This is a genomic window from Thioalkalivibrio sp. (genome assembly GCF_041685615.1).
Classification (GTDB): Bacteria; Pseudomonadota; Gammaproteobacteria; order Ectothiorhodospirales; family Ectothiorhodospiraceae; genus Thioalkalivibrio.
Window position 1 is genome coordinate 1 of record NZ_JAWLFK010000011.1, and the last position, 19707, is coordinate 19707.

Consider the following 19707-nt stretch of genomic DNA (forward strand, 5'->3'; position numbering starts at 1 on the left):
GGTGAACTGCTGGGGTTGCAGGCGTTCGATCTCTTCGCGGTCGATGATGGTCACCGAAGCGAGCGTCTCGTCCACCGTCTGCGCGATGCGCGCGGCGGTGACCTGGACGGTCTCCAGCGTCTGGGTATCGTCGGTATTCGGTGTGTCCGCCAGGGCGGGACTGGTGGCCAGCAGGATGGCCGCGGAAAGTGCTTTGCGTTTCATGTTGTAGAGTCTCCCGGCGAGCCGCCCGCACGCCGTTGATTCGTCGGGATCGCGCAGAAGGGGGGAGACAGACACGAGGGGGATCGGCCGAGACCGGCGAGCGGCTTGGCACGATCATCCGCCTCGCATGCCCGCCGCATGCCGCGCGATCATTCCCTGGCCGGTCTCCGGGCTGACGAGCGTTCCGGCGCGGCGCCTTCCCGAACCTGGGGTTCAGTGGCACTGGCCGCGACCATCAGAGACCGACTGGCAGTCTCTCGCTCAATCACCGTTGCGGGGGCAGCGTCGGAATCGTCTCCGGGCCTTGCGGCCGCTGGAGGCTCACCGATCTTCCCGTTTAACCCGCCAAGCCAAGCCTGGCCGGGCACCGAGGAACGGAGCGAACCCTACACAATTGGGCGCAAAATTACCAGCCGGGCCCGCCATGCGCGGACGATCCTGACGGGCGCCGTTATGCCCGCGTACACCCCCTATCGCCGGCGGCGACGTTCTTCGGCGTACAGGTAGCGAGCCCCACGCTTGAGCAGCAGGCCCCAGGTCTTGTCCTGCAGCATGGCGTCGAACTCGGGGGAGCGTTCGGCACGCAACGCCACCGGGTGTGACTCGTCTCCGGCATGTGTCGCCAGCATCTCCAGGCGCTCGCGGTTGGCACCGTAGTGATCGACCAGGAAATCGCGCATCGAATCGCTCAGCGGCAGGTGATAGATCCGCGTGAGCCGCAGCGCCAGCCATTCGGCCATGCGCCCGAGGTCCTGCCGCACCTTGCGCACCATCGCCGAGCCCAGACCCGCCTTCGCATCCGCGCTCATGCCCACGTAGAGCCCGCCCAGATAGGCGGCCGGGTTGGCGTAGATCGCGCGCTGGATGCTCGGGTTGGTGAGGTCCACCAGTGGCTCCATGATCAGGGCCAGCTGGATGCCGATGCGCTTCGCCGTCTCGGCGTCCAGTGCCGAGCCGCCAAAGTAGAACAAGTCACCCTCGCGCTGGATCTTCAGTTCCTTGAGGAAGTTGCAGAAATCATTGGCCAGCTTGAGTTTCTGATCGTCGGTCAACTCGATCAGTTCTTCGCTGACACGGATGCCACGCACACTTCGCTTGAACCAGCGCTTCTCGCCCCGCTTCTCCACCTGGGCCCGGCGCAGGGCCTCCCAGCGCTCCACCGCGTTGGCATAGCGGCTTTGCGCCTGCATCAACTGATCGCGGGCCTCGCGCAGATCCTCCACCCGGCGCAGCGCGAGGCCGAGGAGCTGCCCATCCGGCGAGTTTTCCGACGGCGCGTGATCCTCCAGCTGGCGCAGCGCGTCCAGAACCTGGCGGCCCAGGCTGGCGACCGGCTCGCGCAGGGCCTGCGGGTCCAACCCCGAGGCCTCGCTCTGGGAGAGCAGAATGCCGAGCGAACGCAGACGGCTGACCACGCCCGCCTGGGCCACACGAAAGCGGTTGCCCTGGGATTCCAGCCGGTCCAGCGCGGCCCCGAGCTGCCAGCCACCGGACCACTCGAAGCTCAGGCGCTTGATCTGGCGCCCGTTCACCAGCTCGAAGGCGAGCACGAAGATCGCCTGCACATCGTCGAGGGTGCAGCGCGCCAGATCGTCGGCGTCGGCGGCCGAGAACAACCGGTCAAGGAACTGGTCCACGCGCCGCACACCATCCTCCTGGGTGGGCGCCATGCCGCGCAGGCGATCGCGCAACAGGTCGGCGACCTCCGGAGCCTCATGGTGCAGCTTCTCCAGGGCCGCCAACCGGGCATCCTCGGTCGCATCCACCAAGTCACCCACGCGCGAACGCAGCCCCAGGCGACGGTAGATCTCGATCTGCTCCGCTGCGGTCGCCAGGCTGGTGTCCCCGGTCATCTCGCGCACCGCGACCGCGACGCCCTCGGGCGAGATATCCACCTCGTGCAACAGCACTTCGGCGGCCTTGCGCCGACGCATGTCCGGAGCCAGTTGGCCCATGGCCAGGTCGCGGGTCACGAACAGCAGGTCCGGCAGCAGGTCGATGGTGTTGCGCAGCTGGTCGCGCGACTGTTCCTGGCGCTTGCCGCGCGTGGCATCCGCCACGAAGCGCGCCACCAGGCCGATCACCCCGAACAGCAGGGTGTAGACGGCAAAGAAGATGAAATTCTGCGCCGGGGCGGCATGGCCGAACCCGAGGAAGTACCCGCCCTGCATTGCCAGGAACGTGACGGGCCCCGCTGCCCACAATAGCTGCAGGAAGTTCAGCGACCAGGGGACCCGCCGCGCGGTGGCCGCCACCTCGGTGATGCGGCTGCGGCCGGCCGCCTCGATCAGGACGTTTTCCTGCGACGGACCGACGGCCTGCGGGCCTTCCTGGCCCTGTGCCTCCCTGCGTTTACGAAAGCGACCGAACACGCGCCCCTGCTCCGGAATGGACGGTTACCACCGGCATGGCGGAAACGTGCCCATTAGTGTAGGGAAACCGTGTTCGGTTCGCGCGCGCCGGGCGGTATTTTCGCGACCGGTCGCCGCGCGCCTGGTACGCCCTCAGGCGGCGTCGCTGCGCTGTGCCCGCGCGTCGCCGGGCGGGGTGGAAACCACTTCGGGGGCATCGTCACGATAGAGGTAGTCGCGGGTCAGCGGCACCGCGTCCTGCTGCTTGGCCATCTGCACGTGGAAGACCACCTGGCCCCACCAGCGGAAGGTGCCCTCGCAGCTGGCCAGGTAGAACTCCCACATGCGACAGAAGCGCTCGTCGAAGCGTTCCACCGCCTCGGAACGAATCTTCTGGAAGCGTCGATACCACTCGGCCAGGGTCTCGGCGTAGTGCAGGCGCCAGAACTCGATATCGGTGGTGTATAGCGCGGTGGGCTCCAGCGCACTCATCACCTCGGACAAGGCCGGGGTGTAACCGCCGGGGAAGATGTACTTGTTCAGCCAGGGGCTGGATGTACCCGGCGGCCCCTGGCGGCCGATGGTATGCAGCACGGCAATGCCGTCCGGCTTCAGCAGGTCGTGCACCCGCTGGAAGAACGTACCGTAGTTGGGCGTACCGACATGCTCGAACATGCCAACGCTGACGACCCGGTCGTACTGGTCGTCGTGCTCGCGGTAGTCCTGGTAGAGGAATCGCACCCGGTCCTCCAGTCCCCGGCGTCTGGCCTCGTCCCGGGCGACGCGCAACTGCTCCTTCGACAGCGTCACGCCGTCCACCTGCGCACCGGCGTGCTCCGCGAGATGAAAGGCCAGACCGCCCCAGCCGCAGCCAATGTCCAGTACGCGCATGCCGGGTTCCAGCAGGAGCTTCTTGCGCAGCATCGCGCACTTGGCCTGCTGCGCCTCTTCCAGTGTCATGTCCGGGCGCTCGAAGTAGGCACAGCTGTAGAACATGCCCTCGTCCAGGAACTGGCGGTACAGCCACTCGTCGACGTCGTAGTGATGGGCGATATTCTGGTAGGAGCGCGCGACCTTGTTGCCCTGTTCGATCAGGGCACGCAGCATCCGCACGGCCGGGTTGACCCGCTGCTTGAACATCGGCGCGAAATTGCGCATGGCCACGTCGAGAAAGACCTGCAGGCCCTCGGGCCCAGGTGTCCAGAGGCCCTCCATGTAGGTCTCGCCCAGCTGGTACCCCGGGTCGCGGCCGATCTTGCGCAGAGCACTGGAGTCGTGCAGCTGCATCGTGATCTCCGGCGCGCCCTGCCCGAAACGCTGCTCTCGCCCATCCGGGTGCCGGAGCACGAACGTTCCATACCGGATGTACTGCTCGAGTAATCGCTCGACCATCTCTACCCCTGTCCCTGTACTGGTGGTCGGGTCTCGCAGCTCTGTGATGCAATCCCGGCCTGAAATTCGTTATCCCGGATGTAGAATTAGTCTAAAAAGTGGATGGTGGCGTTGTCCACTTGGCCAGAGATGCGGCGTTGTCCGCTCAGCCAGCCCGGCGGCGGCGATTGCACACCCACGAAAAACCCTCTACAGAAAGGGACAGTATCGTATTCCCGACGCGGATGGCAGACCCCCGAAATCCCTTTCCCCAACCTCGAGAAACCGGCTACCCTGCACCCATGACGCTACGACCCACCCAAGCCTGCCAGCACTGCACCCTGCGCCAGCTCTGTCTGCCCGTAGGTCTGCCCCAGGACGAACTCTGGCAGCTCGACGAAATCGTCCAGCAGCGCCGGCCGATCGCCAAGGGTGCGGCCTTGTTCACCATGGGGAGCCAGTTTCTCGCCCTGTACGCAGTCCGCACCGGCGCCCTGAAGACGGTACTGATCTCCGACGACGGCACCGAGCAGATCACGGGATTTGCCCTGGCGGGTGACCTTCTGGGACTGGACGCGATCCATTCCGGCAAGCACCCGGTCAGCGCCATCGCTCTGGAATCCACCAGCGTTTGTGCCGTGCCCTACGGGCACGTGGATGACCTCGCCGGACGCCTGCCGACATTCCGCCAGCACATGATGAGCGTGATGAGCCAGGAACTGGCGCAGGACGACAGCCTGCACGCCCTGCTCGCCCAGCGCACTGCGGAACAGCGCCTGGCGACGTTCCTGATCACACTGTCGGAACGCCATCGAGCCCGTGGCCTCTCCCCCGAACGCTTTTACCTTCCGATGTCACGGGCGGAGATCGCCAACCACCTGGGTCTGACCCAGGAGACCATCAGTCGCCTGTTCACCCAGCTGCGCAACCAGCGCGTGATCAGCCTCCACACCCGCGATCTCGAGATCCTCGAGCCCGACACCCTGCGCAACACCGCCGGGGTCAGTTTCACCCCTGCCGCGAGCAGTGCCTGAACCCGGGGACACTGCGGAGCCGGCCACGGACTTCAACGCCTTCTGGGCATTCGCCAGCGCCCTATGGGCCGATCCCGCCGCCCGCGGACGCCTGATGCACTGGCAGGACAGCTTCGACGTGGACGTGATGCTGGCGCTGTTCGCGCTGTGGTATCCGCACCCCCTGGGCGCGTTGCAATGGCGGGCACTGCGACAAACAGCCCGCCAAGAGGCTACATCCAGGACCGCACGCATCCGCGCACTGCGCCGGCGCCTCCACACCCCCGACCGGAACCCTCTTTACCGCGCGGTGCTGGGACTGGAGTTGCAAAGCGAGCGCCTGGCCGGGCTCCAACTACTCGCACACGCCGGCCGCCTGCCGGGCCCGGCGCACCGAGCCGCGGTGATCAATTCCAAACGCCGGCTGCACAGTCTGTTCCCCGACCTGCCGGCAGCCGAGATCCGCGACGGGCTGCGCGAGTTCAGCTTTGCGTGATCGCCACGTGCTGCATGCAAGGGCGCATTCCGGCTATCCTCTCGGGGAACACTCGTCCATGTACACGCTCGCGTGTTTTCCCCAACCCATTGACCGAACACGGCAGGATTCATGTCGGATGATCTGCGCAGCCAACTCCTGAAGACGGGGCTGGTGGACGAAAAACAGGTTCGCAAGGCCAAGGCACAAAAGCACAAGGCCCAGAAAGGCAACGCGAAAAAGAAGAAGGACCGCAGCAGCGGGCCCGAGCCGGGCGTGGCCGAGGCACGCAAGGCCGAACAGGCCGAGCGTTCGCGACAGAAGAACCGCGAACAGCAGGAGCGCGCCGAGCGCCGGGCCCGCCACGCACAGATCCGCGAGCTGGTCAGCACCCACCTGGCGCCGATCCCCACCGGCGAGGCCGCGCTGGATTATCACTTTCAGCAGGGCGGGCAGATCCGCCACCTCCCGGTGACGGCCGATCTGCAAAAGCGCCTGGCCGATGGCCGGGCCGCGATTGCCGGGCTGGATATCCGGCCCGAGAAGGGGTTCCGGGTCATCCCGCGGGAAACCGCGGACCGCATCCGCGAACGCGACCCCGAGTGGCCACTGGTGATCCCGGACGAAGTCGACGCCGCATCGGCGCCCGACCCGGACGATCCGTACAGGGACTACGTGATACCCGACGACCTCATGTGGTGAAGCCGATCCGGTCGAACCGGAGAACCGCGACGGTTTTCAGTCCGTCGCGCGCTTCACATCCGCGGCGGGCATCCCGCCTTGCTGCGGGCGCCGCGCCTCGTCGCCGGACATGTCCTGCGGTGTGATGCCGCCCTGTTCCAGGCCCTGGACAGGCTCCGCCGACTGCTCCTCGGGGCCGCCGTTTCCGCAACCCAGTGCCAGCAAGCCGACGGCCGTCAGGGCAATCACCAGGGGGGTAGCTCGCTGAATCTCTCGCATCGTCGTCACTCCTGGTCCATACGCAGTGAAAGCCTGCGACCTCCGCGCCCGCGGTGCAAGCTCCGCCCTCCGTGCCGCGGGCTTCAGGCCGCCCCCGTCGGCAGGATCCGGGTCCCGGCCTGGCCGCCAAGGATGGCGGTGGCATCACCCAGCGCACCGATTCCAACCCGGATCCCTTCGCCCGCCGCGCGGCGTGCCGCCTCCATCTTCGGCCCCATGGAGCCGGCCGGGTACGCCGCCGGGTCCACCGCCGTGACGAGGAGCACCTTGAGACGCCGGGCCTCCGCTGTGCCCCAGCCCATGTAGACCCCGTCGACATCGGTCAGCATCAGCAGCCAGTCGGCCTCGACGTGCGCGGCCAGGCGCGCGGCCGTCAGGTCCTTGTCGACCACGGCCTCGATGCCCTGGAGGCGCCCGGCCGCGTCGCGCGCGACCGGCACGCCCCCGCCCCCGGCGCAGATCGCGACCGATCCGCCATTCACGAGACTGCGCACGGCGTCCATGCCCAGCAGCCGCTGCGGCTCGGGCGAGGCCACCACGCGTCGCCAGCCCTCGCCATCCGGCGCCACTTCCCAGCCGCGCTCGTCAGCCAGCGCCCGGGCACGGGCCTCGTCCCAGGTCGGGCCGATGAATTTCTCCGGATGGTCGAAGGCGGGATCGTTGGGGTCGACCTCGGTCTGGGTGAGCAGGCTTGCCACCCCGTCGTGCCCCAGCGCGTTGTGCAGCTCCCGCGCCAGGACATAGCCGATCATGCCGTGACTCTCGGCGCCCACCACGTCCAGTGGCCAGACGATGCGATCGCATTCCGCCTGGTTCGCAAGCAGACCTACCTGGGGGCCGTTCCCGTGGGTGACAACCACCTCGTGCCCGCGGGCCACGGCCGCGATGGCCGCGGCCGCCTGTCGTGCGTTGCGTTGCTGGGCCTCGGCCGACAGGGTCTCGCCGCGTTGCAGCAGGGCGTTTCCGCCCAGTGCGATCACGATGCGCATGGCGGGGCCTCCTCCCGGGGAACGATCAGGTACGGGGCAGTGTGACGCCGCGCTGGCCCTGGTACTTGCCGCCACGATCCTTGTAGGAGGTCTCGCAGACCTCGTCGGACTGCAGGAACAGCATCTGCGCCACACCCTCGTTGGCGTAGATCTTGGCCGGCAGCGGCGTGGTGTTGGAAAACTCCAGGGTCACGTGGCCCTCCCATTCGGGCTCCAGCGGGGTCACATTGACGATGATGCCGCAGCGCGCGTAGGTCGACTTGCCGAGGCAGATGGTCAGCACGTCGCGCGGGATGCGGAAGTACTCGACCGTGTGCGCCAGGGCAAAGGAGTTCGGCGGGATGATACAGACGTCGGACTGCACATCCACGAAACTGCCCTCGTCGAACCCCTTGGGGTCGACGATGCTGGAATTGATGTTGGTGAAGATCTTGAAGTGATCCGAGCAGCGCACGTCGTAGCCGTAGCTCGATGTGCCATAGGACACGATGCGCTGCTCGTCGCGATAGCGGATCTGGCCGGGCTCGAAGGGCTCGATCATGCCCTTCGTCTCGGCCATCTCCCGGATCCAGCGGTCCGCCTTGATGCTCATTGGCCCTGTCCCTGGTGCCCCATGGATCAGCTGTCCTGGATCACGATGTTGGGGAACTTGCTGCTGTAGTCCTTGGACTGCTCGGCCAGCTTGGCCCCGGTGCGCCGCGCAATCTCGCGGTAGATCTCGGTGATGCGGCTGTCGGGATCGGCGATCACGGTCGGCTCGCCACCATCCGCCTGCTCGCGGATGCGGATATCCAGCGGAAGGGCTCCCAGCATGTCCACGCCGTATTCTTCCGCCATGTTCTCCGCGCCACCCTGGCCGAAGATGTATTCCTCGTTCCCGCACTTCGAGCAGATGTGGATGCTCATGTTCTCGATGATCCCGAGCACCGGCACCTCGACCTTCTCGAACATGCGCAGGCCCTTGCGCGCGTCCAGCAGCGCGATGTCCTGCGGCGTGGTCACGATGACCGCGCCGGACACCGGAATCTTCTGCGACAGGGTCAGCTGGATATCGCCGGTGCCCGGCGGCAGGTCGATGATCAGGTAATCGAGCTCCTTCCAGTTGGTCTCGTTCAGGAGTTGCTCCAGCGCCTGGGTGACCATCGGGCCCCGCCAGATCATCGGGGTATCCTCCTCGATCAGGAAGCCGATCGACATGGCCTGCACGCCGTGACGTTCGAGCGGCTCCATGCTCTTGCCATCCTTGGACTCCGGATTGCCCTTGATGCCCAGCATGCGCGGCTGGCTGGGGCCATAGATATCCGCGTCCAGGATACCGACCTGGGCGCCTTCAGCCGCCAGGCCCAGCGCCAGGTTCACCGCGGTGGTGGACTTGCCCACACCGCCCTTGCCCGAAGCGACGGCGATGATGTTCTTGATACCGGCCATCGGCTTCAGGCTCTTCTGCACCGCGTGGGTGGTGACCTTGGTGCCGATCATGACCTCGGACGATTCGAGGCCGGGCACCGCAGCCAGCGCACCCTGGATCGCGGCGCGCAGTTCATCGTGATAGCCGTTCGCAGAATATCCCATCTCGATCGTGATGGAGGCGCGGGCGCCTTCCACCTGGATATCCTTGACCGCGCCGGCGGCCACCAAATCCTGCTCCAGGTACTTGTCCTGAACAGTCTTCAGGGCGTTTTCGATCTGCTCGCGCGAGAGTTCGGCCATGGTGTTCCTTCCATCCAGCAATTGTGGGGTGACCGCGCGATTCTACTGGCCCCGCTGGACCACGCCAATGGCACCACGCACCGCCAGTCCTTTTCCGGACACCTCGGCGCCGGCCGAAGGGGCCGCTATCGGACAGGTGTCAACCCCCTGGCACCATTTTTATGCACAAAGGGCGTGCAGATGGGGCAAACGAGCGGAGATAGGCGCAAAAGCACCCAAGATACTGCACAATAGTTATGTATCCATTTGTTATTTTTACTTTTTTTATAGTTGGACGATTTTTAACCAATCTGTCACGAACCCTTGTGTGGCAAGGCCTGGCAATGGATTCCACCGGGTTTCCCACAGAGTTATCCACAGGTTCTGTGGACAACACGCCGAGGCCCACGGCACGCCTCGACAACCCGCCAGCCAAATCCGACAATAGCGCCCCTGCACCCGCTCCCGGTGCCCCCCCAAACGAGCCAAGCAATGACCGATACCCCGCGCAAGATCCTCGTCACCAGCGCCCTGCCCTACGCCAACGGCCCGATCCACCTGGGCCATCTGGTGGAATACATCCAGACCGATATCTGGGTGCGGTTCCAGCGTTCGCGCGGTCACGAGGTCATCTATGTCTGCGCGGACGACGCCCACGGCACCCCGATCATGCTCAAGGCACGCGCCGAGGGCATCGAGCCGGAGGAGCTGATCGCACGCGTGCGCCAGGAACACGAGGCCGACTTCGGCGAGTTCCTGATCGGCTTCGATCACTATCACTCGACCCATTCGGACGAGAATCGCGATCTGGCCGGCCAGATCTACACCGCCCTGCGCGACGCCGGACATATCGAGACCCGCACCATCGACCAGGCCTATGACCCCGAGGCCGGGATGTTCCTGCCGGACCGGTTCATCAAGGGCACCTGCCCCAAGTGCGGGGCACAAGAACAGTACGGCGACTCCTGCGAGGCCTGCGGCGCCACCTACAGCCCGCTGGACCTGAAGGATCCGGCCTCGGCCATCAGCGGCGCGCGGCCGGAGTCGCGCGCCTCCGAGCACTACTTCTTCAAGCTCGGCGACTTCGAGGCCTTCCTGCGCGACTGGACCCGCTCCGGGCGCCTCCAGGACGCGATCCGCAACAAGCTGGAGGAGTGGTTCGACACCGGCCTGAGCGACTGGGATATCTCGCGCGACGCCCCCTACTTCGGCTTCGAGATCCCCGATGCGCCGGGCAAGTACTTCTACGTCTGGCTGGATGCGCCGATTGGATACATGGCGAGCTTCCGCGCCTATGCCGAGCAGCAGGGCCTGGATTTCGACACCTGGTGGGCGGCGGACTCCGACGCCGAGCTGTATCACTTCATCGGCAAGGACATCGCCTACTTCCACACGCTGTTCTGGCCGGCCATGCTGCACGGCGCGGGCTTCCGCACCCCGTCGGCGGTGTTCTGCCACGGCTTCCTGACCGTTAACGGCCAGAAGATGTCCAAGTCCCGCGGCACGTTCATCCGCGCCCGCGACTACCTGGAGCACCTGAATCCCGAATCTCTGCGCTACTACCTGGCCGCCAAGCTGGGTGACGGAGTGGACGACCTGGACCTGAACCTGGACGACTTCGTGCAGCGGGTGAACTCGGACCTCGTCGGCAAGGTGGTCAACATCGCCAGCCGGTGCGCGGGCTTCATCAACAAGCGTTTCAACGGCGAACTGGCCGCTGCGCTCCCGCGCCCGGACCTGCACGAGACCTTCGTCGCCGAGGGCGAGGCGATCGCACAGGCCTTCGAGCAGCGCGAGTTCGCCCAGGCCATGCGCCGCATCATGGCCCTGGCCGATCAGGCCAACCAGTACATCGACGAGGCCCAGCCCTGGGTCCTGGCGAAACAGGAAGGGCGCGAGGCCGAGGTCCAGGCGATCAACACCCAGGGCCTGGATCTGTTCCGCATTCTGATCGTCTATCTCGCTCCGGTGCTGCCGAGGCTGGCGGCCGATGCCGCCGCATTCCTGAACCTGGACGACACCCACTGGGCGAGCCGCGAGCCGCTGGTCGGGTATTCCATCCAGAAGTTCAAGCCACTGATGACCCGCATCGAGCCGGAGACCATCGACCGACTGCTGGAGGCCTCGAAGGCCACCCTGGCCGCCACCGAGGCATCCAGCGCCCCCGGCGACGCCACCCCCGAAGCGAACGTGGACCCGATCGCCGCGACCATCGACTTCGACACCTTCGCCCAGGTGGACCTGCGCATCGCGCGCATCGCCAACGCCGAGCACGTCGAGGGCGCCGACAAGCTGCTGAAACTGACGCTGGATATCGGTTCCGAGACCCGTCAGGTGTTCGCCGGCATCAAGTCCGCCTATGCGCCCGACGACCTCATCGGCCGGCACACCGTAATGGTGGCCAACCTGGCCCCGCGCAAGATGCGCTTCGGCGTCTCGGAAGGCATGGTGCTGGCCGCCGGGCCGGGCGGTTCGGAACTCTACCTTCTGAGCCCGGACGACGGCGCCCGCCCCGGCATGCGCGTCAAGTAATGCCCGCTCCCGATCGCGTGTTTTGCGCCGAACCGTGACGGCCCATGGATTTGCACCCGAGCCTCGCGTAAGCTGCCGCTCTTTTGTCGACTCCCGGACGCATGGAACAAAGCCCCGAATTCAAAGCGCAGGTCCGCCTGCTGGCCGAAGCCGGACGCGAGCTCGCGAACCGCGGCTGGCTCCCCGCGCGCACCGGGCACTTCTCCGCGCGCCTGGACGACCAGCACATCGCCATTACCGCACCGGGCCGTAGCAAGGACCTGCTGGACGCGCACGACTTCATGGTCGTCGACCTCGAGGGGCAGATGGTCTCCGGCAGCGGCGAGCCCGGCCCCGAGACCTTTCTCCACATCATCATGTATCGCCGCGACGCCAACCTCGGGGCCGTGCTCCACACCCACAGCATTCACGGAACGGTGCTGTCGCGCCAGGTCGCGGGTTCCCTGCTGCTGCGCGACTACGAGGCCCTGCGGGAACTCCCCGGTTGCGAGCACCCCGCGCGCGGTGTCCAGATCCCGGTCTTCGCCAATCACCCGAACATGCAGCAGCTGGCCGCCCGGGTCGATGCCGCCATGGACCGCGATCCGGGGCTCGCCGGCTACCTGATCAGCGGCCACGGCCTCTATACCTGGGGCCAGACCGTCGAACGGGCGATGCAGCGCACCGAGGCCTTCGAGTTCATGTTCGAATGCGAGTCGCTGGCGCGCCAACTGCCCCAATGAACCGCGCCGATACACACCCCGCCCCGCAGGCCGTCATCCTGGCCTTCGAGGGCATCCTCGCCCCGTCCGGCGTGCTGCGCGAGACCCTAGACCCGCATGCCCTGGAGGCGCTGCCGGACTTCCTCGAGCGCCACGCCGACTCCACCGCCGTGCAGCGCACCCTGACGGACATCCTGGCGTATTCCGGGCGCGAACTGGACGTCGACGGGCTGCTCGCCCAGATCGCCGCCTGGATCCGCGGCGGCCAGGACATCACACCGGTGCGCCAGCTCCAGGGGATGGTCTGGGCCGACGCGCTTGAATCCGGGGCCCTGCAGCCCCAGCTCGACGACACCACGGCGGCCATACTGGGCCGGCTCCACCAGTCCGGCGTCACGTTGTACAGCTTCGGCGCGACCCCGGCACCGGTGCAGCGCGACTGGCTGCGCCACGGCCCGCACCCGGAGGTCGAGCAACGCCTTGCCGGATGGTTTGACACCCGCATCGGCGGGCGCCGCGATGCCGGAAGCTACCGCCGCCTGGCGGAGGAGATCGGCCTGACGCCGGAGGCCGTGCTGGTACTGTCCACCCGCGGCGACGAGCTGGACGCCGCCCACCAGGCCTGGCTGCCGACCGCGCGCCCGGCGGCGGACCCGCAGGTCGAGGATGACCATCCGGTCCGATCCTTGGCCTCGCTCATCCCCGACGGCCCCGGCGACCGGTAATCTGTTTCGACGAGCCGGCCCTCATCCGGCTCCCGGACGGGCATTCGCGCCCGGGAAAGGCAATCGCCCCGTAAAGGGCAGGGTTGAGTGCGCCCTGCCCGTCGCCGATACTGTGTCGTTGGCCTGACGACTCGGATTTTTCGTGGAATACGTCCTGATCCTCATCAGTACGATCCTCGTGAACAACTTCGTACTGGTGAAGTTTCTGGGCCTGTGCCCGTTCATGGGGGTCTCGCGCAAGGTCGAGACGGCCACCGGCATGGGCCTGGCCACAACCTTCGTGCTCACGTTGTCCGCGGTCAGTTCCTATGTGATCAATGAATACCTGCTGATCCCGCTCGGGCTCGAGTACCTGCGCACCATCGCCTTCATCCTGGTGATCGCCGCCGTGGTGCAGTTCACCGAGCTGGTCGTGCGCAAGACCTCGCCGCTTCTCTACAACGTGCTGGGCATCTTCCTGCCGCTGATCACCACCAACTGCGCAGTGCTGGGCGTGGCCCTGCTGAACGTCCAGGAGTCGCACAACTTCGTCGAGTCGGCACTGTACGGCTTCGGCGCCGCCGTGGGCTTCTCGCTGGTGCTGATCCTGTTCTCCGCCATACGCGAACGCATCGCTGTGGCCGACGTGCCGGTGATGTTCCGCGGCAGCGCCATCGCCATGGTCACCGCCGGGCTGATGTCACTGGCATTCATGGGCTTCTCCGGGCTGGTGCGGCTGTGAGCGTGCTCTACGCCATCCTTGCGATCGGTGGCCTCGCGGCCGCCTTCGGGATCATTCTGGGCTTCGCCGCCCAGCGTTTCCGGGTGGAGTCCGACCCGGTCGTGGATCAGATCGACGCATTGCTGCCGCAGACCCAGTGCGGGCAGTGCTCCTACCCCGGCTGCCGCCCGTACGCCGAGGCCATCGCCGCCGGCGAGGCGGACATCAACCGTTGCCCGCCCGGCGGCCAGGCAACCGTCCAGGCCCTGGCGGACCTGCTCGACCGCGAACCCACGCCGCTGGAGGAGGAAGAGCAGGAGAAGGCCGTCGCCATCATCGACGAGAACATCTGCATCGGCTGCACCCTGTGCATCCAGGCCTGCCCGGTGGACGCGATCCTCGGGGCCGCCAAGCAGATGCATACCGTGATCGAGGAGGAATGCACCGGCTGCGAGCTGTGCATCGAGCCTTGCCCGGTGGACTGCATCACCATGGTCCCGGTCGGCACCGACATCACCGAATGGCGCTGGTCGGAGCCGGAACCCTCGCCCATCGAGCGGCCCATCCACGCCATCGCGAACGGTTCGCGGCAGTCCGGCTAGACCGGATACACGCGAACCGGAACCGTTAGAATATCCTTATGCAGCTGCATCGCTTCCACGGTGGCCTGAAACTGGCCGACGAGACCGAAGTCAGCACCCGGGATCCGGTGCTGGTGATGGGCGTGCCGTCGCAGCTGACTGTCCCGCTGGGGCAGCACATCGGCGAGGCCGCGGAACCCTGCGTGGCGGTCGGCGACCACGTCACCAAGGGCCAGCGTATCGGCCAGTCGAAGGGCTACATCGCGGCCCACGTGCACGCGCCCAGTTCCGGCGAGGTGATCGAGATCGCCCCGCATGCCGTGCCCCACCCCTCCGGGCTCAGCGCGCCCTGCGTGGTGATCCAGACCGACGGCCGCGACGCCTGGGGCGACACCCGCATGGAGCCCTGGCTGGACTGGGATACCCGCGACCCGCGCAAGCTGCGCCAGCGCATCCGTGACGCCGGTATCGTCGGGCTGGGCGGGGCGGCCTTCCCCACCGCGGTCAAGCTCAACCCGCGGGCGGGGCAGCGCATCCACACGCTGATCGTGAACGGGGCGGAGTGCGAGCCGTACATCAGCGCCGACGACATGCTGCTGCGCACGGCCCCGGAGGCGGTGTTCGAGGGGATCCGCATCGTCGCCCACCTGCTCGGCGTGGATCGTGTCCTGTTCGCGGTCGAGGACAACATGCCGGAGGCCATGCGGGCACTCACCGAAACCCTCCCTGGAGAGCTGCGCGAGCTGATCCAGCTCGTCTCGGTCCCGGCGCTGTATCCCACCGGCGGCGAGCGCCAGATGATCAAGGTCCTGACCGGCCAGGAGGTGCCGAGCGGCGGCCTGCCGGCGGACATCGGCATGGTTTGCAACAACCCCGGCACCTTGAAGGCGGTCTGCGATGCGGTCATCCAGGGGCGCCCCCTACTGTCGCGCATCGTCACCGTCACCGGTCCGGGCGTGCGGCACCCGCGCAATGTCGAGGCCCTTCTGGGGACCCCGTTCGCCGACGTGATCGCCGCAACCGGCGGCTATGCCAAGGGCGTGGACCGGCTGGTGATGGGCGGCCCGATGATGGGCTTCGCGGTCCACGATGACGCCATCCCGGTGATCAAGGGCACCAATTGCCTGCTCGCCACCCGGCCGCAGGACACCCCGCCCCCGGGCCCGGTCATGCCCTGCATCCGCTGCGGCGAGTGCGCGGCCGTCTGCCCCGCCCAGCTGCTTCCACAGCAGCTCTACTGGCAGGCGAAGGCCAAGGATTTCGATGCGATCCAGGACTACGGCCTGTTCGACTGCATCGAATGCGGCTGCTGCGCTCATGTCTGCCCCAGCAACATCCCGCTGGTGCAGTACTACCGCTACGCCAAGAACGAGATCTGGGCACGGGAGAAGGAGCGCCAGAAGTCGGACATCGCGCGCGAACGCTACGAGTTCCGGCAGGAACGCATCGAGCGCGAGGAACGCGAGAAGGCCGAGCGCATGGCCAGAAAGAAGGCGGCAGTCAAGAAGAAGGAAGGCGGCGACAGCGACCAGCAGGCCGCCATCCAGGCCGCACTCGAGCGCGCCCGCGCGCGCAAGGCCGCAAAGGCCGGCGCGAGCGACGAGGGTAACCATACCGAGAAGACCGGCACGGACCGGGATGGAACCGGGGACCCCGCCGGGTCCGGCGAATCCGATCCCACGGACACGGGCCACCGCTGATGCGCTTTCGCACCGAATCCTCGCCGCACATGATTCCGTCGCACTCGGTGGGCGGGGTGATGCAGCAGGTCCTGATGGCGCTGGTGCCGGGCACCCTGGCGATGGCCTGGTTCTTCGGCTGGGGCGTGCTGGTCAACGTGGTCCTGGCGGTCCTGTTTGCCGTGGCCTTCGAGGCCGCGATCGTCGCTGCCCGCAAGCGCCCGGTCATGGCCACCCTGGGCGACAACTCGGCCATCGTGACCGGCTGGCTGTTTGCCCTGGCCATTCCACCCCTCACCCCGATCTGGGTCACCCTGATCGGCATCGCCTTCGCCATCATCGTGGCCAAGCACCTCTATGGAGGCCTGGGTTACAACCCGTTCAATCCCGCCATGGTCGGCTACGTGGTCGCGCTCGTCTCGTTCCCGAGGGAGATGGCCCTGTGGCCGGCACCAGAGACCCTGGCCGACATGTCGCTGGATCTGGGCCAGACGCTGCAGACGGTCGTCACCGGCAGCCTCCCGGGGGGCCACGACTGGGACGCGATCACCCGTGCCACGCCACTGGATACCATGCGCGAGGGCCTGGCCTCCGGGCGCACGGTCAGCGAGATCACCGCGACACCGCTGTTCGGCAGCTTCAGCGAGACCAGCTGGGAGTGGATCGGCAACTTGTTCCTGCTCGGCGGGCTGTACCTGCTGTTCCGGCGCATCATCCACTGGCATATCCCGGTGGCAGTCGTCCTGGGCGTGGCGATCCCCGCCGGCTTCTTCTGGATGCTGGACCCGGACTCCTTCGCGTCGCCCGCATTCCACGTTTTCAGTGGCGCCGTGATCATCGGAGCCTTCTTCATCGCGACCGACCCGGTGTCCGCCTCCACTACCCCGCTGGGGCGGATCCTTTACGGGGCCGGCATCGGCCTGCTGATCTTTGTGATCCGTACCTGGGGTGGCTACCCCGACGCGGTCGCCTTCGCCGTGCTGTTGATGAACATGGTCGCCCCGACGCTGGACCACCTCACACGACCACGCATCTTCGGTCGCTCGCGGCGCGGGCCGCCCCCGGGGGACGGTCATGCTTGACCTGAAGCCCCGCGACATCCTGCTGGCCACGGCCCTGCTCGCCGGCTTCGCCGCGCTCGGGGCCGGGGTCGTCGCCCTGGTACAGGACGCCACCGAGGCGCGCGTCGAAGAAAATCGCATGGCGGTCAACCGCGACCGCATTGCGGAGCTGACCGGCGACCTCGATTACCACAATGACCCGGTGCATGACACCGTCAACCTGGGCCACGAACTGCTCGGCGGCGATCACCTGCCCGCCTGGTTCGCACGCGACGACGATGACGAAGTGGTTGGTATCGTCTTTTCCGCAGTCGCCCCGGACGGCTACAGTGGCGAGATTCACCTGCTGATTGGTGTGGATCGCCACGGCGAGCTCCAGGGGGTGCGCGTCGCAACGCATCGCGAGACACCGGGCCTGGGTGACGCCATCGAGGCCGAGCGCTCCGACTGGATCCACGACTTTGACGGCCGCTCGCTGGGCGACCCGCCAGCGGACGACTGGCGGGTGCGCAAGGACGGCGGCGTCTTCGACCAGTTCACCGGGGCCACCATCACCCCGCGCGCGGTGGTTCGCGCCGTCCACCGCGCGCTGGAATACTTCGACGAACACCGCGAGGAACTGCTGGCCACCCGACCCGACGACACCGGTTCGGTGGCGGAACCGCTCCCGCAATCCGAACCCAACGGGGACGACGAGGCAGACCCATGAATCCGACCCTGACCGACATCATTCGCGACGGCCTGTGGCACAACAACCCCGGGCTGGTGCAGCTGCTGGGCCTGTGCCCGCTACTGGCGATCTCCGCGACCATGGTCAACGCGATTGGCCTAGGCATCGCGACCACCCTGACCCTGTTGCTGTCGAACGTGCTCGTCTCGCTGATCCGCGACCACGCGCGCCCGGAAATCCGCATCCCGGTGTACGTGCTGATCATCGCTTCCATCGTCACCGCGATCGAACTGGCGATGAATGCCTGGTTCCATGGGCTGTACCTGATTCTCGGCATTTTCATCCCGCTGATCGTGACCAACTGCGCCATCATCGGACGCGCCGAGGCCTTCGCCTCGCGCAACTCGGTCCCGCGCGCAGCGCTGGACGGACTCATGATGGGGCTGGGCTTCACCGGCGTGCTGATTGCCCTGGGTGCCCTGCGCGAGGTGCTCGGCCAGGGCACGCTGATGGCCAACGCCCACCTGCTGTTCGGCGAGTGGGGGCGTGGGCTGACCCTGCAGATCTATCCGTCCGAGAACGGCTTCCTGCTGGCCCTTCTGCCCCCCGGCGCCTTCATGGCCATGGGCCTGTTGATCGCCGCGAAGAACTGGATCGACAGCCAGTTCGAGGCGGAACCGGCCGCCACCGGTGACGAGACCGCGGCCGCAACCGAGACCAGCCCCGACAGCGCCTGATGGGGTCCGGCCTTGATTATTGGGTGTCAGCCGGTAAACTTCCGGCGCCACGAATTCGTTCTACCGGGGCCGCACGCCCCGGACACTCAAACGTCCCAGGAGATTGGCATGGCTGGACATTTCCCGTTTGCTGGCAAGCGCGGTACGCGCTACGGCCTCGCCCCGCGCGGCACCATCGCCGCCTTTTTCGAGAACCACGGGTTCAACGACGACCTGCAGGAGAAGTACTACAAGTGGTGGTACGACTGGGCCAAGGACTTCGTCGAGAAGGACAGCGACCTGTCCTACACCATGATCCGCAAATTCGACAGCTACCCAATGGGCACCCATGCCCATCACTCGTTCCATCTGAACGACAAGTACTGGCCGAGCTGCCTGGACGAGCTGGGCTCGTTTATCCGTGACGTCATCTTCCCGAAGCTGGACGAGAAGGCGATGCACGATCTCGAAGACAAGCACGCCAAGCTGATCAAGGACCTGGAGAAGGAAGCCGAGTCCAATCCGCGCGATGCCGCGCCGGATGTCGGCATGTTCCGCCACGTCTGACCGCGATCCTCGCCGCAGCAACCGGCCCCGCCCTGCGGGGCCGGTTTGTTTGGAGCCCCCCTCATGAACGCCGCGAAGCGTGAAGCCATCTTCGAGCGCCTGAAGGCGGCCAACCCCGAGCCCACCACCGAGCTCGAATACGACACTCCGTTCGAACTCCTGATCGCGGTCATCCTGTCGGCCCAGGCCACGGATGTCGGCGTCAACAAGGCCACGCGCCGCCTGTTCCCGGTGGCGAATACCCCCGAGGCGATCCTCGAGCTGGGCCTGGACGGCCTCAGGGAGCACATCAAGACCATCGGCCTGTACAACGCCAAGGCCGAGAACGTAATGAAAACCTGCCGCATGCTGGTCGAACGCCACGGCGGCGAAGTCCCGCGGGACCGGGAGTCGCTGGAGGCCCTGCCCGGGGTCGGCCGCAAGACCGCGAACGTCATCCTCAACACGGCCTTCGGCGTCCCCACCATCGCGGTGGACACCCACATCTTCCGGGTCGCCAACCGCACCGGCCTGGCCCCCGGCAAGACCGTGCTGGAGGTGGAGAAGCGCCTGATGCGCCTGACCCCGAAGGCCTACTTGCAGGACGCCCATCACTGGCTGATCCTGCACGGGCGCTACGTCTGCAAGGCGCGCAAGCCGGAGTGCTGGCGCTGTCCGATCGCGGACCTGTGCGAATACAAGGCAAAGACACCGCCCCCAGTCGGCGCCTGAACGAACCTACCC

Annotated in this window: 20 protein-coding genes, 1 pseudogene and 1 riboswitch; of the genes and pseudogenes, 14 read left to right on the forward strand and 7 right to left on the reverse strand. The window is 66.7% G+C overall.

What is annotated here, in order from left to right; all coding sequences use genetic code 11:
• The 3 genes and pseudogenes from ACESLR_RS03610 to ACESLR_RS03620 all read right to left on the reverse strand — a co-directional run.
• Window positions 1-204, reverse strand: a pseudogene (locus ACESLR_RS03610) (TonB-dependent receptor); the annotation flags it as partial.
• Window positions 205-344: 140 nt separating this feature from the next.
• A riboswitch (cobalamin riboswitch) is annotated at window positions 345-591 on the reverse strand.
• An 83-nt stretch (window positions 592-674) separates the two neighbouring features.
• Entirely contained in the window at window positions 675-2576 is a 1902-nt protein-coding gene (locus ACESLR_RS03615) for a hypothetical protein (RefSeq protein ID WP_373024435.1), read from the reverse strand.
• 132 nt (window positions 2577-2708) lie between these two features.
• On the reverse strand, window positions 2709-3947 hold the full coding sequence (locus ACESLR_RS03620; protein ID WP_373024436.1) for a class I SAM-dependent methyltransferase: 1239 nt from the start codon (window positions 3945-3947) through the stop codon (window positions 2709-2711).
• 281 nt (window positions 3948-4228) lie between these two features.
• Between ACESLR_RS03620 and fnr the strand changes: the two genes are divergently transcribed.
• The 3 genes from fnr (at window position 4229) to ACESLR_RS03635 (ending at window position 6116) form a co-directional block, all read left to right on the forward strand.
• Complete coding sequence (fnr, locus tag ACESLR_RS03625) at window positions 4229-4960, forward strand: fumarate/nitrate reduction transcriptional regulator Fnr (RefSeq protein WP_373024437.1); 732 nt, start codon at window positions 4229-4231, stop codon at window positions 4958-4960.
• Complete coding sequence (locus ACESLR_RS03630; RefSeq protein ID WP_373024438.1) at window positions 4953-5435, forward strand: DUF2390 domain-containing protein; 483 nt, start codon at window positions 4953-4955, stop codon at window positions 5433-5435. The genes fnr and ACESLR_RS03630 overlap by 8 nt, the downstream gene beginning before the upstream one ends.
• Before the next feature lie 111 nt (window positions 5436-5546).
• Window positions 5547-6116 carry a DUF2058 domain-containing protein gene (locus ACESLR_RS03635; protein WP_373024439.1) on the forward strand — a complete coding sequence of 190 codons (570 nt, stop codon included), beginning with the start codon at window positions 5547-5549 and terminating at the stop codon, window positions 6114-6116.
• 36 nt (window positions 6117-6152) lie between these two features.
• Here the strand turns inward: ACESLR_RS03635 and ACESLR_RS03640 are convergent, their stop codons facing one another.
• From ACESLR_RS03640 to apbC, 4 genes are all read right to left on the reverse strand, one after another.
• Window positions 6153-6374, reverse strand: coding sequence for a hypothetical protein (locus ACESLR_RS03640; protein WP_373024440.1), 222 nt, complete (start codon window positions 6372-6374; stop codon window positions 6153-6155).
• 83 nt (window positions 6375-6457) lie between these two features.
• On the reverse strand, window positions 6458-7363 hold the full coding sequence (locus tag ACESLR_RS03645) for a carbamate kinase (RefSeq protein ID WP_373024441.1): 906 nt from the start codon (window positions 7361-7363) through the stop codon (window positions 6458-6460).
• Window positions 7364-7388: 25 nt separating this feature from the next.
• Complete coding sequence (gene dcd, locus ACESLR_RS03650; RefSeq protein ID WP_373024442.1) at window positions 7389-7955, reverse strand: dCTP deaminase; 567 nt, start codon at window positions 7953-7955, stop codon at window positions 7389-7391.
• Between the two features lie 26 nt (window positions 7956-7981).
• Window positions 7982-9073 carry an iron-sulfur cluster carrier protein ApbC gene (apbC, locus tag ACESLR_RS03655; RefSeq protein ID WP_373024443.1) on the reverse strand — a complete coding sequence of 364 codons (1092 nt, stop codon included), beginning with the start codon at window positions 9071-9073 and terminating at the stop codon, window positions 7982-7984.
• A gap of 471 nt (window positions 9074-9544) precedes the next feature.
• Between apbC and metG the strand changes: the two genes are divergently transcribed.
• The 11 genes from metG to nth all read left to right on the forward strand — a co-directional run bounded on the left by metG (window position 9545) and on the right by nth (window position 19695).
• On the forward strand, window positions 9545-11584 hold the full coding sequence (metG, locus tag ACESLR_RS03660) for a methionine--tRNA ligase (RefSeq protein WP_373066660.1): 2040 nt from the start codon (window positions 9545-9547) through the stop codon (window positions 11582-11584).
• Between the two features lie 101 nt (window positions 11585-11685).
• Entirely contained in the window at window positions 11686-12306 is a 621-nt protein-coding gene (mtnB, locus tag ACESLR_RS03665) for a methylthioribulose 1-phosphate dehydratase (protein WP_373024445.1), read from the forward strand.
• Window positions 12303-13010, forward strand: a complete 708-nt coding sequence (locus tag ACESLR_RS03670; RefSeq protein WP_373024446.1) for an enolase — start codon at window positions 12303-12305, stop codon at window positions 13008-13010. The genes mtnB and ACESLR_RS03670 overlap by 4 nt, the downstream gene beginning before the upstream one ends.
• Window positions 13011-13152: 142 nt before the next feature.
• Window positions 13153-13731, forward strand: a complete 579-nt coding sequence (gene rsxA / locus ACESLR_RS03675; RefSeq protein ID WP_373024447.1) for an electron transport complex subunit RsxA — start codon at window positions 13153-13155, stop codon at window positions 13729-13731.
• Window positions 13728-14312, forward strand: a complete 585-nt coding sequence (gene rsxB, locus ACESLR_RS03680) for an electron transport complex subunit RsxB (protein WP_373024448.1) — start codon at window positions 13728-13730, stop codon at window positions 14310-14312. Before rsxA ends, rsxB begins: the two co-directional genes overlap by 4 nt.
• 38 nt (window positions 14313-14350) lie before the next feature.
• Window positions 14351-15991, forward strand: a complete 1641-nt coding sequence (gene rsxC / locus ACESLR_RS03685) for an electron transport complex subunit RsxC (protein WP_373024449.1) — start codon at window positions 14351-14353, stop codon at window positions 15989-15991.
• The gene (gene rsxD, locus ACESLR_RS03690; protein WP_373024450.1) at window positions 15991-17052 is read left to right on the forward strand and encodes an electron transport complex subunit RsxD; all 1062 of its coding nucleotides are present in this window, start codon (window positions 15991-15993) and stop codon (window positions 17050-17052) included. Before rsxC ends, rsxD begins: the two co-directional genes overlap by 1 nt.
• The gene (gene rsxG, locus ACESLR_RS03695; protein WP_373024451.1) at window positions 17045-17740 is read left to right on the forward strand and encodes an electron transport complex subunit RsxG; all 696 of its coding nucleotides are present in this window, start codon (window positions 17045-17047) and stop codon (window positions 17738-17740) included. Before rsxD ends, rsxG begins: the two co-directional genes overlap by 8 nt.
• The gene (locus ACESLR_RS03700; protein ID WP_373024452.1) at window positions 17737-18438 is read left to right on the forward strand and encodes an electron transport complex subunit E; all 702 of its coding nucleotides are present in this window, start codon (window positions 17737-17739) and stop codon (window positions 18436-18438) included. Before rsxG ends, ACESLR_RS03700 begins: the two co-directional genes overlap by 4 nt.
• Window positions 18439-18546: 108 nt before the next feature.
• Window positions 18547-18984, forward strand: a complete 438-nt coding sequence (locus tag ACESLR_RS03705) for a hypothetical protein (protein ID WP_373024453.1) — start codon at window positions 18547-18549, stop codon at window positions 18982-18984.
• A gap of 63 nt (window positions 18985-19047) precedes the next feature.
• Window positions 19048-19695 carry an endonuclease III gene (gene nth / locus ACESLR_RS03710; RefSeq protein ID WP_373024455.1) on the forward strand — a complete coding sequence of 216 codons (648 nt, stop codon included), beginning with the start codon at window positions 19048-19050 and terminating at the stop codon, window positions 19693-19695.
• Window positions 19696-19707: the final 12 nt, after the last annotated feature.